The sequence below is a fragment of the Pseudomonas sp. MD330_10 genome (genome assembly GCF_042610415.1).
Lineage (GTDB): Bacteria > Pseudomonadota > Gammaproteobacteria > Pseudomonadales > Pseudomonadaceae > Aquipseudomonas > Aquipseudomonas rhodesiae.
In genome coordinates this window covers 163,014-181,203 of the sequence record NZ_JBHGZU010000009.1, presented here as the reverse complement: position 1 = coordinate 181,203, position 18,190 = coordinate 163,014, and the positions used below count along the sequence as shown (strand labels likewise).

Genomic DNA, 18,190 nt, shown 5'->3' with positions numbered 1-18,190 from the left:
CCGATAGCAGTGGATCAGCCAACTGATTAATCGACTGACACTCCGCTGTCGGGAGCAAGCCCCCTCCCACAGTGACCGCACTCCGATCCTTGCTCCGCACTGGCGTTAATTACCATGAATACACCTGCCAAAAACCGCCTGGCCAACCCCGGCTGGTTTCTCGTCAGCCCCTCGGTTGTCCTACTGTTGCTATGGATGATCGTGCCGCTGGGCATGACCCTGTACTTTTCGCTGATTCGCTACAACCTGCTCTACCCCGGCGAGAATGAATTCGTGGGGCTGGAGAATTTCACCTACTTCATCACCGACTCCGGCTTCCTGCCCGGCGCCACCAATACCCTGCTGCTGGTCGGCAGTGTGCTGTTGATCAGCGTGGTGTTCGGCGTGTTGATCAGTGCGCTGCTGGAGGCCAGTGAGTTCTTCGGTCGCGGCCTGGTGCGGGTGCTGCTGATTTCACCGTTTTTCATCATGCCCACCGTCGGTGCGCTGATCTGGAAAAACCTGATTTTCCACCCGGTGTCCGGGGTGCTCGCCGCCGTGTGGAAACTGTTCGGCGCCGAGCCGGTGGACTGGCTGGCGCACTACCCGTTGCTGTCGATCATCATCATTGTGTCGTGGCAATGGCTGCCCTTCGCGATCCTGTTGCTGATGACCGCCATGCAGTCCCTCGACCAGGAACAAAAGGAAGCCGCGCGCCTGGACGGTGCCGGCGCCATCGCGATCTTCTGGCACCTGACCCTGCCGCACCTGGCGCGGCCGATTGCCGTAGTGGTGATGATCGAAACCATCTTTTTGCTCTCGGTGTTCGCGGAAATCTTCACCACCACCAACGGTGGCCCGGGCTACGCCTCGACCAACCTCGCGTACCTGATCTACAACCAGGCACTGGTGCAGTTCGACGTGGGCATGGCCTCGGCCGGCGGCTTGATCGCCGTGGTCATCGCCAATATCGCGGCGATCATCCTGGTGCGGATGATCGGCAAAAACCTGACTGACAAGCCTTGAGGGCCGCGCCATGACGCTTCAACAATCCCGTCGCCTGCAAAGCCTGCTGCTCGGCACCCTGGCCTGGGCCATCGCGATCGTGATTTTCTTCCCGATCTTCTGGATGGTGCTCACCAGCTTCAAGACCGAAATCGACGCGTTCGCCACGCCACCGCAGTTCATCTTCACGCCGACCCTGGAGAACTACCTGCACATCAACGAGCGCAGCAACTACTTCAGCTATGCATGGAACTCGGTGCTGATTTCCTTCAGCGCCACCGCGCTGTGCCTGCTGATCTCGGTGCCCGCGGCCTACTCCATGGCGTTCTACGAAACCCAGCGCACCAAACGCACGCTGCTGTGGATGCTGTCGACCAAGATGCTGCCGCCGGTGGGCGTGCTGATGCCGATCTACCTGCTGGCCAAAAGCTTCGGCCTGCTGGATACGCGCATCGCGCTGATCATTATCTACACCCTGATCAACCTGCCGATCGTGGTGTGGATGGTCTACACCTACTTCAAAGACATCCCCAAGGACATCCTCGAAGCCGCGCGCTTGGACGGTGCCAGCCTGTGGCAGGAAATGGTCCGCGTGCTGCTGCCGATTGCCAAGGGCGGCCTGGCGTCCACCGTGCTGCTGTCGCTGATCCTGTGCTGGAACGAAGCGTTCTGGTCGTTGAACCTGACCTCGTCCAGCGCCGCGCCATTGACCGCGCTGATCGCCTCTTACTCCAGCCCCGAAGGCTTGTTCTGGGCCAAATTGTCCGCCGTTTCGACCCTGGCCTGCGCGCCGATCCTGATCTTTGGTTGGATCAGCCAGAAACAGCTGGTGCGCGGTCTGTCCTTCGGTGCAGTTAAATAATAATTCCTAGCGGAGGCCCGTCATGGCCAACCTGAAAATCAAGAATCTGCAAAAAGGCTTCGAAGGTTTCTCGATCATCAAAGGCATCGACCTGGAAGTGAATGACAAAGAGTTCGTAGTCTTCGTCGGCCCATCAGGCTGCGGCAAATCCACCTTGCTGCGCCTGATCGCCGGCCTGGAAGAGGTGAGCGACGGCACTATCGAACTGGACGGGCGCGACATCACCGAAGTGACCCCGGCCAAGCGCGACCTGGCGATGGTGTTCCAGACCTATGCTTTGTACCCGCACATGAGCGTGCGCAAGAACATGTCGTTCGCCCTCGACCTGGCCGGTGTCGATAAGAAACTGGTGGAGAGCAAAGTCAGCGAAGCGGCGCGCATCCTCGAACTGGGCCCGCTGCTGGAGCGCAAGCCCAAGCAACTCTCCGGCGGCCAGCGCCAGCGTGTGGCCATCGGCCGGGCCATTGTGCGCAACCCCAAGATCTTCCTGTTCGACGAACCGCTGTCCAACCTCGACGCCGCCCTGCGCGTGCAGATGCGCCTGGAGCTGGCGCGCCTGCATAAAGAGCTGCAAGCGACCATGATCTACGTGACCCACGACCAGGTCGAAGCAATGACCCTGGCCGACAAAGTCGTGGTGCTTAACAGTGGCCGCATCGAACAGGTCGGCTCGCCCCTGGAGCTGTATCACCAGCCGGCCAACCTGTTCGTGGCGGGCTTTTTGGGTACGCCGAAGATGGGCTTCCTCAAAGGCCAGGTCAGCCGGGTCAGCGGCCAGGACTGCGACGTGCAGCTGGACGCCGGGACATTGGTCACGTTGCCGTTGAGCGGCGCCAGCCTGAGCGTCGGCAGCGCGGTGACCCTGGGCATTCGTCCGGAACACCTGGAAATCGCCACGCCGGGGCAAACCAGCCTGACGGTGACCGCCGATGTCGGCGAGCGCCTGGGCAGCGACACGTTCTGCCACGTCATCACCGCCAACGGCGAGCCGTTGACCATGCGTATCCGTGGCGATATGGCCAGCCAGTATGGCGAGACGCTGCAACTGCACCTGGACCCGACGCACTGCCACCTGTTCGACACCGATGGCAACGCCGTGGCCCGCCCACTGCGCGCCGCCGCCTGATTTCGCGAGTATTACGCTATGAAGCTGAATAAACAGAACCTCACCCAACTGCCGCGTGAGATCCAAGTGCCGGCCTACGCCATTGCCAGCACCTCCCAGGGTATTGCCCATATCGGCGTCGGCGGCTTTCATCGCGCACACCAGGCGTATTACACCGATGCGCTGATGAATACCGGCGAGGGCCTGGACTGGAGCATCTGCGGCGTCGGCCTGCGCGCCGAAGACCGCAAGGCCCGCGACGACCTGGCCGGCCAGGACTTTCTATTCACCCTGTACGAACTGGGCGACACCGACGACACCGAAGTGCGCGTGATCGGTTCGATCAGCGACATGCTGCTGGCCGAAGACGGCGCCCAGGCGCTGATCGACAAATTGGCCGAGCCCGCGATTCGCATCGTTTCGCTGACCATCACCGAAGGCGGCTATTGCATCGACGACAGCACCGGCGAATTCATGGCGCACCTGCCGCAGATCCAGCATGACCTGGCACATCCGCAAGCGCCGACAACCGTGTTCGGCTTTATCTGCGCCGCGCTGACCCAGCGCCGCGCCGCCGGCACGCCGGCCTTCACGGTGATGTCCTGCGATAACCTGCCGCACAACGGCGCGGTCACACGCAAGGCGCTGCTGGCCTTCGCCGCCCTGCGCGATGCCGAGCTGCATGACTGGATCGCCGCCAATGTGAGCTTCCCCAATGCCATGGTCGACCGCATTACCCCCATGACCAGCACCGCGCACCGTCTGCAACTGCATGACGAACACGGCATCGACGATGCCTGGCCGGTGGTGTGCGAGCCGTTTGTGCAGTGGGTGCTGGAGGACAAGTTCGTCAACGGCCGACCGGCCTGGGAAAAGGTCGGCGTGCAGTTCACCGATGACGTTACCCCTTACGAAGAAATGAAAATCGGCCTGCTCAATGGCAGCCACCTGGCCCTGACCTACCTGGGCTTTCTCAAGGGCTACCGGTTTGTCCACGAAACCATGAACGACCCGTTGTTCGTGGCCTATATGCGCGCCTATATGGACCTGGACGTCACACCGAACCTGGCGCCGGTGCCGGGCATCGACCTGACCGAATACAAGCAGACCCTGGTGGATCGCTTCTCCAACCAGGCCATCGCCGACCAGTTGGAACGGGTCTGTTCGGATGGCTCGTCGAAGTTTCCCAAGTTCACTGTGCCGACCGTCAACCGTCTGATTGCCGATGGCCGCGAGACCGAGCGCGCGGCGCTGGTAGTGGCCGCCTGGGCCCTGTATCTCAAAGGTGTGGATGAGAACGGCGCACGCTACAACATTCCCGACCCGCGCGCAGCGTTCTGTCAGAGCCTGGTAACTGACGATGCGCTGATCAGCGTGCGCCTGCTGGGGGTGGAAGAGATTTTCGGCACGGCTATTCCCAATTCGCCTGCGTTTGTGGCAGCGTTCGAACGGTGTTTTGTCAGCTTGCGGGATAACGGTGTGACCAAAACCCTGCAGCAGTTACTGAAAAAACCGGCTTGAAATGTGGAAGGGAGCTTGCCCCCGATGGCGCTGGGTCAGTCAACTGATTCATCAACTGACCTCCCCTTATCGGGGGCAAGCCACCTCCCACATTGGGATAGCATTTAACTTCCAACAATAATGCTGAGCACCCCCTCATGACCCAGCAAAACCTGTTCCTCGGCATCGACTGCGGCACCCAGGGCACCAAGGCTATCGTCCTCGACGCGAGCAGCGGCAAGGTACTGGGCCTCGGCGCGGCGGCCCACACCCTGATCAGCGCTGCCAATGGCCGCCGCGAACAGCACACCCAGGAATGGCTGGACGCGTTCACCGAAGCCACCCATCGCGCCCTGCAACAGGCCGGCGTCGACGGCCAGGACATCCTCGGCATTGGCGTATCCGGCCAGCAGCATGGGCTGGTGCTGCTGGATGAGCACGGCCAGGTGCTGCGCCCGGCCAAGCTATGGTGCGATACCGAAACCGCCGCCGAGAACGACCGCTTGTTGGCCCACCTCGGCGGCGAGCGTGGCTCCCTGGAACGCCTGGGCGTGGCCATTGCACCCGGCTACACCGTCTCCAAACTGCTGTGGACCCGCGAACAACACCCGGACCTCTTCGCCCGCATCGCCCATATCCTGCTGCCCCACGATTACCTCAACTACTGGCTCACCGGCCGCGCCGTCGCCGAGTATGGCGATGCGTCGGGCACCGGTTACTTCAATGTGCGCAATCGTGAATGGGATACGGCTCTGCTGCGGCACATCGACCCGAGCGGCCGCCTGGAGCGGGCCCTGCCGCCGTTGATCGAGGCCGATCAAAGCGTGGGCACTATCCTGCCGGCCATCGCCGAACGTCTGGGCATCAACCCCAACGCCGTGGTCTCCAGCGGCGGCGGCGACAATATGATGGGCGCCATCGGCACCGGCAATATCGCGCCGGGGGTGATAACCATGAGCCTGGGCTCGTCCGGCACCGTGTATGCCTTTGCCGACCAGCCCAACGTCAGCCCCCAGGCCTCGGTGGCGACGTTCTGCTCGTCCAGCGGCGGCTGGTTGCCGTTGATCTGCACCATGAACCTGACCAACGCCACCGGGGTGATCCGCGAGCTGTTCGAGCTGGACCTGCCTGCCTTCAATGCCTTGGTCGAACGCGCGCCCATCGGCGCCGACGGCGTGAGCATGCTGCCGTTTCTCAACGGCGAACGCGTACCCGCCCTGCCCCACGCCACCGGCAGCCTGCATGGGCTGACCATGACCAACCTGACCCGCGCCAACCTGTGCCGCGCGGTGGTCGAGGGCACGACCTTCGGCCTGCGCTACGGCCTCGACCTGCTGCGCCAGACCGGCCTACAAAGCCAGAGCATCCGCTTGATCGGCGGCGGTTCGAAAAGCCCGGTGTGGCGGCAGATGGTCGCGGATATCATGCACACCGAAGTGGTCTGCACCGAACAAAGCGAAGCCGCCGCCCTGGGCGCGGCGATCCAGGCGGCGTGGAGCCAGACCGGCGAATCCCTGGCCAGCCTCTGCGACAGATGCGTGAGCGTCGACCCGGCCAGCCGTACCGTGCCGGTGGCAGCCCATGTCAGCGCCTATCAACAGGCTTACGAGCGCTATCAGCAGCTCGTGGCAACCCTTTAAGAGCGAGCAATTATGTATCTGGTGTGTGGTGAAGCGCTGTTCGATTTCTTCAGCGAGGAAGACGCCAGCGGCAAGGCGTCGAAGGTCAACTACACGGCGATTGCCGGCGGTTCACCGTTCAACGTAGCCGTGGGCCTGCGTCGCCTGGGCATCGAGGCCGGCCTGTTCGGGGGGCTTTCCAGCGATTTTCTTGGCCGGCGCCTGCTGCAAGTGCTGCGGGATGAAGGCGTCAGCGAGGATTACCTGGTGGAATTCGCCGCGCCGACCACCCTGGCGATGGTCGCCGTGGGCGCCAACGGCTCACCGCAGTACAGCTTTCGCGGCGAAGGCTGCGCCGACCGCCAATTGCAGGTGAGTCACCTGCCGCAGCTGGGCGATAACGTGCGCGGGCTGCATGTGGGTTCGTTCTCGCTGGTGGTGCAACCGATTGGCGACACCCTGCTGAGCCTGGTCCAGCGTGAAAGCGGCAAGCGCCTGATCAGCCTCGACCCCAACGTGCGCCTCAACCCGCAGCCGGATATCCAACTGTGGCGCGACCGCGTAGCGGAACTGGTCAAGCATGCCGACTTGATCAAGGTCAGCGACGAAGACCTGCACCTGCTCTACCCCGGCCAATCACCGGAAAGCGTTCTGCAGGGCTGGTTGCAGCACCGTTGCCAGTTGGTGTTCCTCACCCGCAGCGGCGATGGCGCCAGCGTATTCAGTCGCCAGCATGGCAACTGGTCGCAACCAGCGGTGGACGTTGTGATGGCCGACACAGTGGGCGCCGGCGATACCTTCCAGGCGGCATTGATTGCTTGGCTGACGGAGCATCAATTGGATTCGGTGGCGGGTCTGCAACAGCTCAGCCGCGAGCAGATTAACGCGATGCTCGGCTTTGCCATTCGCGCAGCGGCATTAACCTGCACCAAGACCGGTCCGGATCTACCGTATCGCCAGCAATTGGGTTGAAGGCATAGGGGGAATTGCGCAAGGACATACCACCGTTTTGGGCCTGGCGTTAATCCAGGCCCAGAGGTCTTCGGTGGTTCAACCGCAGACGACGGCTTAGTAGTAGCCGCGCGACCCGGCGCGTTGCAGTACAGGTGCATGGGTGTGCTTGAGGTCTTCACGCAACCCGGTGATCAGATTGCAAATGGCGCGACTGCTGTCGAGCTTGTCTGCATTGATGCCTTTGACTTCCAAGTCCACCCGGTCACGGTCGCGGTCGTCATACACCTTGATCGTCAGCGAAGCATCTTCGGCTTTGGTGCATTCGCACCGTTTAGGCAGGAAACTTCCTTCAATAATGCTGCGTAATTCAAGTTCCGAAAGCATGGTCAACCTCTCCTTTTTATAGACTGCCAACAGATTGTTGTGTTTATGCCAGGCATACGCCTGTGACGCCTTACCAGCCTTGGAAGACGCCTTCACTGAGCAAGCGTACCCGGCAAAATCGAGTTGCGTTGTAACCTTTCCTCATAAGCGACCCTGGGTTTTATATAACTAAAACTTGAACTTTTCGCCGCTGTTTAAAATATCGGCGAATAGCATGGATTAAACGTTTAACCGGCGGTTTAAGCTTGAACGGCTAACTGGGCACCGACTCTGTCAGCAACATATCGCAAACTATCAAAGTTGATATTCGCCCCGGAATTGACCGCTACCAGAGTCTGCCCCTGCACTCGGCGTTGGCCGACAAACCTGCGCATTCCCGCCACCGCCAACGCACCGGATGGCTCGGTGATGGAGCGGGTATCGTCGTAGATCAGTTTGATGGCGCTGCACAGTTCGTCGTTGCTCACGGTGATGACGTCGTCCACCCAGTCGCGGCATATTTCAAAACCGTAGGCGCCGATCTGCGCCACCGCGGTGCCGTCGGCAAACCCATCGACGCTGGGCAATACCACCCGTTCGCCGGCACGTAACGCCGCCAGCAAACAACTGGAGCCTTCGGCTTCGACCCCGATGATGCGCACCTCGGGCCGCAGGTATTTGACATACGCCGCGATGCCCGCGATCAGCCCGCCGCCACCCACCGGCACGAAGATCGCGTGTAGCGGGCCCTGTTGCTGGCGCAGGATCTCCATCCCTACCGTGCCTTGACCGGCGATCACATCCGGGTCGTCGAAGGGCGAGACAAAGGTGCCACCGCTGGCCTCGGCCAAGGCCAGCGCATGGGCCAGGGCAAACGGAAAACTCGGCCCATGCAGCACCGCCTCGGCGCCTCGGGAGCGCACGCCCTGCACCTTTAAATCCGGCGTGCTGCAAGGCATCACGATCCGCGCCTTGATCCCCAGTTCCCGCGCCGCCAGTGCTACGCCCTGGGCGTGGTTGCCCGCTGAAGCGGTGATCACCCCTTGAGCGCGTTGCGCGTCGCAAAGTTGTACCAATTTGTTGTAGGCACCGCGCACCTTGAAGGAAAAGGTCGGCTGCAGGTCTTCGCGCTTGAGCAGCACCTGGTTGCCGAGCAACGCCGACAGCGCCGGGGCCGCTTGTAACGGCGTGCGCACGGCCAAGTCATAGACCGGCGCGGCGAGGATCTTTTTTACATAGTGCTCAAGCAAACGTGTATCGGACGTCGCGGGGGCTGTGGGGGTACTCATCGGTGTCTCCTGGCGGTGTGTGCTGGGCCCGGGAGACGGAAAAACAAAACCCGCCTCTAGGGCGGGTTTGGGTACAGCCGTGCGCTATCCCGCCAACTGAGGAATGGCGGTAATAATGCTTGGCTGGCGAAGGCAGGTATGAAATGTCATGAAACGAAACTAACCGCCTACCGTGTGACCCGTCAATCGGCTTGTGGGATTTTGCAACTGGGGTTTACGCCGAATATACGAAACATATACGCTTTGTATATCCACCCTACACAGTGAACACCATGGGCATCGTCAAGATCACCGACCAACTGCACGAACAATTACGCCTAGCCAGCGCGAGGATGGACCGCTCCATCAACGCTCAGGCCGAATTCTGGATCAAAGTCGGCCTGCTCGCCGAACTGAACCCCACCCTGACCTACAACGACTTAATCAACAAACTGTTGCTGGACAAACCCGAATTGATCCGAGGGCGTGAATGATGATCAAGACCGCCGCCCAACTGGCTGTGATGCGCGAATCCGGTCGCCTACTGGCCCAAGTGTTCGACATGCTCGACGGCTTCGTCGCCGCCGGTCGCTCGACCCTGGAGCTGGACGCCGCCGTCGAAGCGTTTATCCGCAACGACTTGCAGGCCCGCCCCGCCAGCCTCGGCCAGTACGACTACCCGTTCAGCATCAACACCTCAATCAACGAAGTGGTGTGCCACGGCATGCCCAGCGCCAAGGACGTGCTCAAGGACGGCGACATCGTCAATATCGACATCACCCTGGAAAAAGGCGGCTTTATCGCCGACGCCAGCAAGATGTATATGATCGGCACTGTCGCGCCCAAAGCCCAGCGCCTGGTGGAGATGACCTTCGAGGCAATGTGGGCCGGTATCCGCCAGGTCAAACCTGGGGCGCGCCTGGGCGATATCGGCCATGCCATCCAAAGCCACGCCCAAGCCAATGGCTACAGTGTGGTGCGCGAATACTGCGGCCATGGCATCGGCCGGCAGATGCACGAAGAACCACAGATTCTGCACTTCGGCCGCCCCGGCACCGGGCTGGAGCTACGCGAAGGTATGGTGTTTACCGTCGAACCGATGCTCAACCAGGGCAGCGCCAAAGTGCGCAGCCTCAAGGACGGCTGGACGGTCGTCACCAAAGACAACAGCCTGTCGGTGCAATGGGAACACACCGTGGCGGTGACGGCCGACGGCTACGAAGTCCTGACCCTCCAGCGACCGCCCACTCTCAGAGGCTGAAACCCAGCCATGTGGCGAGCAGGCTTGCCCTGCGCTGGGCTGCGAAGCGGCCCCAAGACCTGACGACTGTTTATGCCAGGCACACCGCAGTGACTGGAGAAAGGGCCGCTGCGCTTCCCGGCGCGGGGCAAGCCCGCTCACCACAAAAAGCTCATGTGCTCAGGTGATGTTTCTACCGGAGATGTGTAGATACCGATGCTCATCGGCGATGCCTACACAACTCTCAGAGGCTGACACCCAGCCATGTGGTGAGCGGGCTTGCCCTGCGCTGGGCTGCGAAGCGGCCCCAAGACCTGACAACCGTTTATGCCAGGCACACCGCAGCGTCTGGAGAAAGGGCCGCTGCGCGGCCCGGCGCGGGGCCAGCCCGCTCACCACAAAAAGCTCATATGCTCAGGTTATGTTTCTACCGGAGATATGTAGATACCGATGCTCATTGGGGATGCCTACACAACTCTCAGAGGCTGACACCCAGCCATGTGGTGAGCGGGCTTGCCCCGCGCTGGGCTGCGAAGCGGCCCCGTTGGTCCTCACGCCACCTGCCTGATCCCTGCCTTGGCCTCCAATTCGCGCACCAGCGGCAATACCCGCTTGCCGAAGTACTCCACTTCTTCCTGGAAGTGCAGAAAGCCCGCCAGCACCAGGTCCACGCCCACGGCCTTGAGCGCGACGATGCGTTCGGCGATTTGTTGCGGCGTGCCGATCAGGTTGGTCTTGAAGCCGTCGTTATACTGCACCAGGTCTTCAAAACTGGACTTGGCCCAGTTGCCCTCGCCTTCGGGCGAGGCCTTGCCGGCTTGTTTGGCGGCGTCACCGAAGGCGTTCACCGCTTGCGGGTCGGCTTTGTCGATGATTTCGGCCAGCACGGCGCGGGCTTCTTCCTCTGTGTCGCGGGCAATCACAAAGGCATTCACGCCGATCTTGACCGAATGGTTGTTCGCCGCAGCCTTGGTGCGGATGTCGTCGACCTGGGCCTTGATACCTTCCGGGGTATTGCCATTGGTGAAATACCAATCCGACACCCGCGCGGCCATATCCCGCGCGGCCCGCGAGCTGCCGCCCTGGAACACTTCCGGCCGGCCCAGCGGCTTGGGCTTGAGGGTGTAGTTGTTGAAGCGGTAGAAGTCGCCCTTGAAGGTGAAATCGTCCTGGGTCCAGATGCCTTTGAGCGCACGGATGAATTCTTCGGAGCGGCGATAGCGCTCATCGTGCTCCAGCCAAGGCTCACCGATGGCTTGAAACTCGCCCTTGAACCAGCCGCTGACGATATTCACCGCGATGCGGCCGTTGGTGAGTTGGTCGATGGTCGCCAGCTGCTTGGCCGCCAGCGCCGGCTGCCAGGGCCCGGGCAGGATCGCGGCGATAACCTTGAGTTGGGTGGTCGCGGCCAACAGGGCATGGCTGAACGCCACGGACTCATGCTGGTTCTCGGCGCCGTAACCGGCGGTGAAGCGGATCTGGGTCAGGCCGTACTCGAAGCCGGCCGCCTCGGCCAGTTGCGCCAGTTTGCGGTTGTAGTCGATGCCCCAGTGGGTGCGTTGCTCGATCTTGCTGACCACCAGCCCACCGCTGACGTTGGGCACCCAATAGGCAAATTTCACGGCTTGCTGACTCATCGAACGGTACCTCGCACAAAAGGGATGTACCGAAGGGTTGAGCAGCAAGCGTGCCAGCCTGGGCAAAGCCCCCGAGCCAGGGCGGTTGCGCGGGATATTACGGGCGGGGATCCCTTGGCGGCCAGTGTCGGGCTTCGCGCCGTTTTGTCGGATCGCTGTTGCCAGGGCAACAGTTCTAACCCTCCAAACCCCGTAAACACTGGGCTCGGCGCCCGGCACGGAGTGTGCAATTGCCCTTGCACCGATCACTGCCCAGGACCGTCCCATGACCGAACACCACATCATCAATCCGCTGGCTACCGGCGCCGACTATGCCGCCCTGGCGGCGCGCTTTCGCCCGATTTTCCAACGCATCGCCGAGGGCGCGCTGGAACGGGAAAACACCCGCACCCTGCCCCACGCGCCGATCCAATGGCTCAAAGAGGCCGGTTTTGGCGCCGTACGCGTGCCGGTGGAATACGGGGGTGGCGGCGCCTCGCTGCCGCAGTTGTTCGCGCTGCTGATCGAACTGGCCGAAGCCGACTCCAACGTGCCCCAGGCCCTGCGCGGGCACTTTGCCTTTGTCGAAGACCGCCTGAATGCCGCGCCCGGCGCCGGCCGTGACCTGTGGTTCAAGCGCTTCGTCGACGGCGACATCGTCGGCTGCGCCTGGACCGAAATCGGCGCAGTGGCTATCGGCGAGGTGATCACCCAAGTCACACCGAACGGTGATCAGTGGGCGCTCAACGGCGAAAAGTTCTACAGCACCGGCAGCATTTTCGCCGACTGGATTGATGTGTACGCCCAACGCAGCGACACCGGCGGCGACGTGATTGCCGCCACCCGCGCGCGCCAGCCTGGGGTGGTGCACAGCGATGACTGGGACGGCTTTGGCCAACGCACCACCGGCAGCGGCACGTCGCGCTTTACCAATGCCGTGGTGGAGACGGAAAACCTCATCGACTTTGCCACCCGCTTCAAATACCAGACGGCGTTTTATCAACTGGTGTTGCTGGCCAGTCTCGCCGGGATCGGCCGCGCCGCGCTCAAGGACGTGGCGCAGCACGTACGCAGCCGCAAGCGCATCTACAGCCACGGCAATGCGGCCCATGTCAGCCAGGACGCGCAGATTCAGCAGGTGGTGGGCGAAGTCGCCGCCCTGGTGTATGCCGCCGAAGCCAGCGCGTTGAAGGCTGCGGAGCCGGCGCAACGAGCGTACCTGGCGCGGTTCGGCGGGGATGAAGTGGCCGAGCGCGAGGCCAATGTGGCGGCCGAAATCGAATCGGCCACGGCGCAGGTGGTGGTGTCGGAATTGATTCAGCGGGCCACCAGCGAACTGTTCAATGCGCTGGGGGCTTCGGATGTGCGCCAAGGCAAGGGTTTGGACCGGCATTGGCGCAACGCGCGGACCGTGTCCTCGCACAACCCGGTGATCTACAAGGCGCGGATCGTGGGGGATTGGGTGATCAATGGCACCGAACCGCCGTTCGTTTGGCAGATCGGCAATGGCCCGGCGAAAGACTAAAACAGAATGGGGCGAACCCTGTGGGAGGCGCTTGCCCCTCCCACCTCAGAACGCCAATTTGTAACCGACGGCCATCAACATTACCGCCAGGCACGGGCGCAATACACCGTCCGGGATCTTGCCGGTCATGTGGCTGCCGATGTAGATCCCCGGCAGCGAGCCCATCAGCAGAAAGCCCAGCAGGTGCCAGTCCATATTGCCCATACCGGCATGGCCCAGGCCCGCCACCAGGGTCAGCGGCACGGCGTGGGCGATTTCGGTGCCCACCAGTCGGCGCGTGGCCAGGAACGGATAGAGGATAAACAGCGCCACGGTGCCCAGGGCGCCGGCGCCAATGGAGGTCAGGGCGACCATGGTGCCGAGGATCGCGCCGGTAAGCACGGTCAAGGCATTCAGGTTGCGCGGGTTCATGTGGTAGCTGTCGCCGGCATGACGCTGGGCGAAAGCCAACAGGGTTTTCTTGAACAGAATCGCCAAAGCGGTCAGCAGCAGCACCACGCCGAGGGCCTGCTTGATCACCGCGTTCATTGCGCTGGGGTCGGTGTGCAAAGTGGCCAGGAACCACAGGGTCAGGAGCACGGCGGGCACACTGCCGAGGGTGAGCCAGCCGGTGATGGTCCAGTCGATGTTCTTGTTCTTGCTGTGCACCAGCACGCCGCCGGACTTGGTGATAGCGGCGTACAGCAGGTCGGTGCCTACGGCCGTGGCCGGGTTGATACCGAACCACAACAGGATCGGCGTCATCAACGAACCGCCGCCGACGCCGGTCATACCGACGATAAAACCCACGATCAGGCCGGCAATGACAAAACCAAAGTTACCCACTTCCATTAACAGCTACCTGCGGCCATATAAATTACTGGCCGCAGGATAGCGATTTTTCTTATAACCACTTATACCAATATGATCTGACTTTATGCCTTTTACGCCAGCCGGTGACACACGTAAGCCTGCGTCTGGTAAGGAAACGCTACGGTCTCACGCCCGCGCAGGTCGGGATGGGTGTCGATCAGGGTGCGCAGTTGCGCGGTGACGCTGGCCTTTTGCGGGTCCGGCAGCGCCGCAATGAAACTCACCGAGAGGAAGCGATCAATGATCACTTCCTGGGGGCTGCCTACGTGCTGGTAGGCAAAACAGGTCAGTTCGGGCATGGAGAAATACTCGCCGCGAAAGGCATCACGCCAACGGCCGGTATGGAACCGTGGTGTGTCGCCTTCATAAGGCGTGATGATCTCGGTGATCGCCGCCACCCAGTCCACCGACTCGTCGCGCACATTCCACACCAGGCCCAGGCGCCCATCGGGCTTGAGAACACGGTGAATTTGCGCCAATGCCGCCTGTGTGGCGAACCAGTGGAAGGCCTGCGCGCACACGACGACGTCGGCACTTGCAGTGTCCAGGGGCATGGCGTCGGCGGTACCGGAAACCAGACGTACACCGGGCAATGCCTTGAGCAGTTGCTCGCCCATCTGCGCCACGGGTTCCACGGCGATAAGCGTCGGCGCCAGGCTACTGAGCAAGCGGGTGAACTTGCCGGTGCCGGCGCCTAGGTCGACCACCGTCGACTGGCCGGTAACCCCCAGCGTCTCGCTGAGCCAGCCCGTGAGCTGGCGGGGGTAATCCGGTCGCCCCTGGGCGTAAGTGGCGGCCTGGGTTGAGAAACCTAGTTGAGCAGACGCGTGAACGGCGGTCATGGTCAATCTCTCCTCGGGTAAAACGGGGCCACAGTATGCTCTTTTGCCCGCCTGCTTGCAGGCCGATCAGCTCGCGCTGCTGGGCAACCACACCCGAAACCGCGCGCCGCCCAGCGGTGAAGCCTGGGCGGTCAACGTCCCGCCCTGAGCCTCCAGCGCACGCCGGCTGATCGCCAGGCCCAGACCAAAGCCGCCAGTGGCACGGTCGCGGCTGCGGTCGAGACGGTAGAAGGGTTCGAAGATGCGCTCGCGCTGCTCCAGCGGAATGCCGATGCCGTCATCGTCTACCCAGATCTCACAGCCCTTGGGGCATACCTTGACGCCCACCTGGATGCGTTTTTCGCAGTAGCGCGTGGCGTTGCGCAGCAGGTTCTGCAACGCGCGGGCGGTGAGGCGTGGGTCGAGACTGAAGCGCTCGACGGCACAATCGAGCGCCACATCGATGACGATCTCGGGGTTTTCCAGTTCGTCATCGACGCTGCCTAGCACGCTGTCGATAAATTCATCGAGCACCACGTCCACCCGCTCCGGCAGTTGCGACGGGTTCTGCAAACGGCTGTAGGACAACAATTCCAGCACCAACTCGTCCAGCTCGCGGATATGCGCCACCAGGCCTTGCAGACGTTCGCGGCTGGCCTGGGGCAGGTCTTCGGACAGCGCCAGGGCCAGGCCGAAGTCCAGACGCGTGAGGGGCGTGCGCAGTTCATGGGAGACCGCGTTGAGCAGGTCGCGCTGCTGGTTGAGCAGGTGCTCGATGTCGTCGGCCATGGTGTCGAACACCGCGGCCAGGCTGCCGATACTGGAACGGGCCGAGATTCCCGTGCGCTCTGTCAGATTGCCCTGGCCCAACTGCGCGGCGGTGCTTTTCAAGCGCTCAAGGTCGCGCCAGTGCGGGCGCAGCCAGGTCAGCAGGCACACCAGCAGCGCGGCGACAATCAACACGTTGATGGCCCAGTACAGCAAGTTCATGTCCAGCGGGTCCGGCGGGATGGTCAGCTTGACCACAAACTGATCGTTGATCGGCGAGCTGATCTCTTCCATCCAGCCCCACTCGCCCAGGCGCACCACCGGTTTGCCCTGCTCCAGCAAGCGCGCTTCTTCGAGGGTATAACTGGCGTCCTGACGCAGCAGCAGTTGCACATGCAGCGGCGCAAACTCCCGCCCCAGCTGCTCGGTTACCTGAGACCAACGCTCCACCGGCGCGCGCTGGTATTGCTTGACGATCAGGTGTTGCTGGCCGCGGGTCTGCTCGATGTTGTAATTCAGGTAGCGGTGTTCAAACAGTTGGATCACCAGCTTGGGAATCAGGTAGATCGCGGCGCTATAGGTAACGATAGTGATCAAAAAGAGGCGAATCAGCACGCGCAACATGGGTCAGCATTCCCACTCGGAACGGCTGAACAAGTAACCCTTGCCCCATACCGTTTTGATCTTGCGCGCTTCGCCGGCATGGTCGTCGAACTTGCGCCGCAGCTTGGAGATGGCCACGTCCACCGAGCGATCGGTGCCGTTGAACTCAATACCGCGCAGGCGCTGCAGGATCTGGTCGCGGCTGAGCACCTCGCCGGCGTGCCGCGCCAGCACCACCAGCAGGTTGTATTCGCCGCTGGACAGCTCCACGGCCTGGTCGCGCCAGGTCACGGTGCGCTCCGACAGGTCGATGCACAGGTTGCCCATCAGGATCTGATCATTGGCCACCTGGGGTTCGGACAAACTGCTGCGGCGCAGCAAGGTGCGCACCCGTGCCAGCAGCACGCGGGGTTCGCAGGGTTTGGTGACGTAGTCATCGGCGCCCATTTCCAGGCCAAGTACCTGATCGTGGCTGTCGTCGCGGGCGGTGAGCATCAGGATCGGCAGACAGGCCGAGTCGGCGCGCAGCAGGCGGCACACCTGCAGGCCATCAAGCCCGGGCAGCATCAGGTCGAGGATTACCAGGTCCGGGGGATCACGGCGCGCGCGTTCCTGCACCAGATCGCCACGACTGAGCACGTTGACGTGGTAGCCGTTGCGCTCCAGGTAGCTGGCAATCAGCTCGGAGAGCGCGGCGTCGTCTTCGACCAGGAGGATGTTGGGCATGAAGGTGTTTCCAGAAAATACAGTGATGTGTCGTACACACACCCAATGCCGGAGGGTGCAAACGCCCTCCTGCATTGGATACTTAGTGGTTGCAAGATTGTGCAAGGATATACGCCCTCGGTGCCTCGCGCGCCGCACCTTACATTTCTTCACACACCTGCTACACAGCTTCACAGCACCGAGGCGCCGGTGACTTTAGGATGCGCCAGTCATTATTGGGATAAGAGCATGTCGAAGAATCTGTTTGCGCCGTTTTGCCTGCTGGCCCTGACGCTGGCACTGAGTGCCTGTGACCAGTCGGCCGCCGAAGCGCCGGAAATCCCCCTGGCCAAGGTTCGCATCGAGACCTTGCAAGCCAAGCCCCTGTCCATCAGCAGCGAATTGAGCGGGCGCATCGCCGCGCCACGCATTGCCGAAGTGCGCGCGCGGGTAGCCGGCGTGGTGCTGCAGCGGGTGTTCAAGGAGGGCCATGACGTCAAACAGGGCGACGTGTTGTTTCGCATCGACCCGGCCCCCTTCAAGGCCGATCTGGACAGCGCCAAGGCCAACCTGAGCAAGGCCGAGGCCAACGCGTTCCAGGCGCGCCTGCAAGAGCAGCGCTACAGCCAGTTGGTGGAAGGCAACGCCATCAGCGGCCAGGACTACGACAACGCCCGCGCCGCCGTGCGCCAGACCAACGCCGAAGTCGCCGCCAATAAAGCCGCCGTTGAACGCGCCAAGCTCAACCTCGGCTACGCCACCGTCACCGCGCCGATTTCAGGGCGCATCGGCCGGGCGTTGGTCACCGAAGGCGCCCTGGTCGGCCAGAACGAGGCCACACCGCTGGCGATCATCCAGCAACTGGACCCGATCCACGCCGACCTCACCCAATCCACCCGCGAGCTGAACGACCTGCGCCGCGCCTTCCGCGCCGGCAGCCTGAAGCAGGTCGGTCAGGACCAGGCCAAGGCCACGTTGATCCAGGACGACGGCAGCCTCTACCCGCTGCCAGGCAAATTACTGTTCGCTGAAATCAGCGTCGACCCAGGCACCGGGCAAATCGTTCTGCGCAGCGAGTTCCCCAACCCGGACCTCGACCTGCTGCCCGGCAGCTTCGTGCGCGTACGCCTGGAGCAGGCAGTCGATACCCAGGGCCTGAGCGTGCCGCAGCGCGCCATCACCCGCGACAGCGCCGGCGTCCCCATGGTGCTACTGCTGGACGCCGAACAGACCGTCAGCCAGCAACCGGTGGAGCTGGGCGCGGTGATCGGTGATCGCTGGGTGGTCAGCCAAGGCCTCAAACCCGGTGACCGCATCATCGTGGAAGGCCTGCAACACGCGCGGCCCGGTGAGAAAGTCCAGGTGGACGACAGCCCAGCCAAGCTGACCAACAAGGATTCCTGAG

At 62.4% G+C, this 18,190-nt stretch carries 17 protein-coding genes; 10 read left to right on the top strand and 7 right to left on the bottom strand.

Annotated features, from left to right (window positions below; all coding sequences use genetic code 11):
* Nucleotides 1-114: 114 nt before the first annotated feature.
* The 6 genes from ACFZPT_RS16595 (at nucleotide 115) to ACFZPT_RS16570 (ending at nucleotide 7,042) form a co-directional block, all read left to right on the top strand.
* A complete protein-coding gene (locus ACFZPT_RS16595) occupies nucleotides 115-1,005 on the top strand; it encodes a carbohydrate ABC transporter permease (protein WP_034113238.1) in 891 nt (296 codons plus the stop codon).
* Nucleotides 1,006-1,015: 10 nt separating this feature from the next.
* Nucleotides 1,016-1,846: a carbohydrate ABC transporter permease gene (locus ACFZPT_RS16590; protein WP_034097135.1), complete on the top strand. Its 831-nt coding sequence runs from the start codon at nucleotides 1,016-1,018 to the stop codon at nucleotides 1,844-1,846.
* 22 nt (nucleotides 1,847-1,868) lie between these two features.
* Nucleotides 1,869-2,972 carry an ABC transporter ATP-binding protein gene (locus ACFZPT_RS16585; RefSeq protein WP_034097132.1) on the top strand — a complete coding sequence of 368 codons (1,104 nt, stop codon included), beginning with the start codon at nucleotides 1,869-1,871 and terminating at the stop codon, nucleotides 2,970-2,972.
* Between the two features lie 18 nt (nucleotides 2,973-2,990).
* A complete protein-coding gene (locus tag ACFZPT_RS16580) occupies nucleotides 2,991-4,472 on the top strand; it encodes a mannitol dehydrogenase family protein (RefSeq protein ID WP_034097130.1) in 1,482 nt (493 codons plus the stop codon).
* A gap of 137 nt (nucleotides 4,473-4,609) precedes the next feature.
* Complete coding sequence (gene xylB / locus ACFZPT_RS16575) at nucleotides 4,610-6,091, top strand: xylulokinase (RefSeq protein WP_034097128.1); 1,482 nt, start codon at nucleotides 4,610-4,612, stop codon at nucleotides 6,089-6,091.
* Nucleotides 6,092-6,103: 12 nt separating this feature from the next.
* A complete protein-coding gene (locus ACFZPT_RS16570) occupies nucleotides 6,104-7,042 on the top strand; it encodes a carbohydrate kinase (RefSeq protein WP_034113236.1) in 939 nt (312 codons plus the stop codon).
* 96 nt (nucleotides 7,043-7,138) lie between these two features.
* On the opposite strand, the gene ACFZPT_RS16565 is transcribed toward ACFZPT_RS16570, so the two are convergent.
* Entirely contained in the window at nucleotides 7,139-7,408 is a 270-nt protein-coding gene (locus ACFZPT_RS16565; RefSeq protein WP_034097126.1) for a DUF1652 domain-containing protein, read from the bottom strand.
* 239 nt (nucleotides 7,409-7,647) lie between these two features.
* Entirely contained in the window at nucleotides 7,648-8,676 is a 1,029-nt protein-coding gene (gene ilvA / locus ACFZPT_RS16560; protein WP_080758722.1) for a threonine ammonia-lyase, biosynthetic, read from the bottom strand.
* A gap of 272 nt (nucleotides 8,677-8,948) precedes the next feature.
* Here ilvA and ACFZPT_RS16555 point away from each other — a divergent pair, with 272 nt between their 5' ends.
* Both ACFZPT_RS16555 and map read left to right on the top strand, forming a co-directional pair.
* Complete coding sequence (locus ACFZPT_RS16555; RefSeq protein WP_034097124.1) at nucleotides 8,949-9,149, top strand: ParD-like family protein; 201 nt, start codon at nucleotides 8,949-8,951, stop codon at nucleotides 9,147-9,149.
* A complete protein-coding gene (map, locus tag ACFZPT_RS16550) occupies nucleotides 9,149-9,916 on the top strand; it encodes a type I methionyl aminopeptidase (RefSeq protein ID WP_034113279.1) in 768 nt (255 codons plus the stop codon). Before ACFZPT_RS16555 ends, map begins: the two co-directional genes overlap by 1 nt.
* Before the next feature lie 530 nt (nucleotides 9,917-10,446).
* On the opposite strand, the gene sfnG is transcribed toward map, so the two are convergent.
* On the bottom strand, nucleotides 10,447-11,532 hold the full coding sequence (sfnG, locus tag ACFZPT_RS16545) for a dimethylsulfone monooxygenase SfnG (RefSeq protein WP_034113234.1): 1,086 nt from the start codon (nucleotides 11,530-11,532) through the stop codon (nucleotides 10,447-10,449).
* Nucleotides 11,533-11,797: 265 nt separating this feature from the next.
* On the opposite strand from sfnG, the gene ACFZPT_RS16540 reads away from it, so the two are divergent.
* Nucleotides 11,798-13,036 carry an acyl-CoA dehydrogenase family protein gene (locus tag ACFZPT_RS16540; protein WP_034113231.1) on the top strand — a complete coding sequence of 413 codons (1,239 nt, stop codon included), beginning with the start codon at nucleotides 11,798-11,800 and terminating at the stop codon, nucleotides 13,034-13,036.
* A gap of 45 nt (nucleotides 13,037-13,081) precedes the next feature.
* Here ACFZPT_RS16540 and ACFZPT_RS16535 read toward each other — a convergent pair whose 3' ends face one another.
* From ACFZPT_RS16535 to ACFZPT_RS16520, 4 genes are all read right to left on the bottom strand, one after another.
* Nucleotides 13,082-13,867: a sulfite exporter TauE/SafE family protein gene (locus ACFZPT_RS16535; RefSeq protein ID WP_034097119.1), complete on the bottom strand. Its 786-nt coding sequence runs from the start codon at nucleotides 13,865-13,867 to the stop codon at nucleotides 13,082-13,084.
* 92 nt (nucleotides 13,868-13,959) lie between these two features.
* Complete coding sequence (locus ACFZPT_RS16530; RefSeq protein ID WP_034097117.1) at nucleotides 13,960-14,730, bottom strand: class I SAM-dependent methyltransferase; 771 nt, start codon at nucleotides 14,728-14,730, stop codon at nucleotides 13,960-13,962.
* Between the two features lie 66 nt (nucleotides 14,731-14,796).
* Nucleotides 14,797-16,101 (bottom strand): ATP-binding protein, encoded by a 1,305-nt coding sequence (locus tag ACFZPT_RS16525; protein WP_034097115.1) that lies wholly within the window; start codon nucleotides 16,099-16,101, stop codon nucleotides 14,797-14,799.
* 3 nt (nucleotides 16,102-16,104) lie between these two features.
* Entirely contained in the window at nucleotides 16,105-16,806 is a 702-nt protein-coding gene (locus tag ACFZPT_RS16520; RefSeq protein ID WP_034097114.1) for a response regulator transcription factor, read from the bottom strand.
* A 228-nt stretch (nucleotides 16,807-17,034) separates the two neighbouring features.
* Here ACFZPT_RS16520 and ACFZPT_RS16515 point away from each other — a divergent pair, with 228 nt between their 5' ends.
* On the top strand, nucleotides 17,035-18,189 hold the full coding sequence (locus ACFZPT_RS16515; protein WP_034113228.1) for an efflux RND transporter periplasmic adaptor subunit: 1,155 nt from the start codon (nucleotides 17,035-17,037) through the stop codon (nucleotides 18,187-18,189).
* Nucleotide 18,190 lies beyond the last annotated feature (1 nt).

What these genes read in the sequence shown, in the direction of transcription:
- ACFZPT_RS16565 (WP_034097126.1), bottom strand. Translation starts at nt 7,408, where the DNA reads ATGCTTTCGGAACTTGAATTACGCAGCATTATTGAAGGAAGTTTCCTG.
- ACFZPT_RS16515 (WP_034113228.1), top strand. Translation starts at nt 17,035, where the DNA reads ATGTCGAAGAATCTGTTTGCGCCGTTTTGCCTGCTGGCCCTGACGCTG.
- ACFZPT_RS16535 (WP_034097119.1), bottom strand. Translation starts at nt 13,867, where the DNA reads ATGGAAGTGGGTAACTTTGGTTTTGTCATTGCCGGCCTGATCGTGGGT.
- sfnG (WP_034113234.1), bottom strand. Translation starts at nt 11,532, where the DNA reads ATGAGTCAGCAAGCCGTGAAATTTGCCTATTGGGTGCCCAACGTCAGC.
- ACFZPT_RS16530 (WP_034097117.1), bottom strand. Translation starts at nt 14,730, where the DNA reads ATGACCGCCGTTCACGCGTCTGCTCAACTAGGTTTCTCAACCCAGGCC.
- ACFZPT_RS16555 (WP_034097124.1), top strand. Translation starts at nt 8,949, where the DNA reads ATGGGCATCGTCAAGATCACCGACCAACTGCACGAACAATTACGCCTA.
- ACFZPT_RS16570 (WP_034113236.1), top strand. Translation starts at nt 6,104, where the DNA reads ATGTATCTGGTGTGTGGTGAAGCGCTGTTCGATTTCTTCAGCGAGGAA.
- ACFZPT_RS16590 (WP_034097135.1), top strand. Translation starts at nt 1,016, where the DNA reads ATGACGCTTCAACAATCCCGTCGCCTGCAAAGCCTGCTGCTCGGCACC.
- ACFZPT_RS16540 (WP_034113231.1), top strand. Translation starts at nt 11,798, where the DNA reads ATGACCGAACACCACATCATCAATCCGCTGGCTACCGGCGCCGACTAT.
- ACFZPT_RS16520 (WP_034097114.1), bottom strand. Translation starts at nt 16,806, where the DNA reads ATGCCCAACATCCTCCTGGTCGAAGACGACGCCGCGCTCTCCGAGCTG.
- ACFZPT_RS16580 (WP_034097130.1), top strand. Translation starts at nt 2,991, where the DNA reads ATGAAGCTGAATAAACAGAACCTCACCCAACTGCCGCGTGAGATCCAA.
- ACFZPT_RS16595 (WP_034113238.1), top strand. Translation starts at nt 115, where the DNA reads ATGAATACACCTGCCAAAAACCGCCTGGCCAACCCCGGCTGGTTTCTC.
- ACFZPT_RS16525 (WP_034097115.1), bottom strand. Translation starts at nt 16,101, where the DNA reads ATGTTGCGCGTGCTGATTCGCCTCTTTTTGATCACTATCGTTACCTAT.
- xylB (WP_034097128.1), top strand. Translation starts at nt 4,610, where the DNA reads ATGACCCAGCAAAACCTGTTCCTCGGCATCGACTGCGGCACCCAGGGC.
- map (WP_034113279.1), top strand. Translation starts at nt 9,149, where the DNA reads ATGATCAAGACCGCCGCCCAACTGGCTGTGATGCGCGAATCCGGTCGC.
- ACFZPT_RS16585 (WP_034097132.1), top strand. Translation starts at nt 1,869, where the DNA reads ATGGCCAACCTGAAAATCAAGAATCTGCAAAAAGGCTTCGAAGGTTTC.
- ilvA (WP_080758722.1), bottom strand. Translation starts at nt 8,676, where the DNA reads ATGAGTACCCCCACAGCCCCCGCGACGTCCGATACACGTTTGCTTGAG.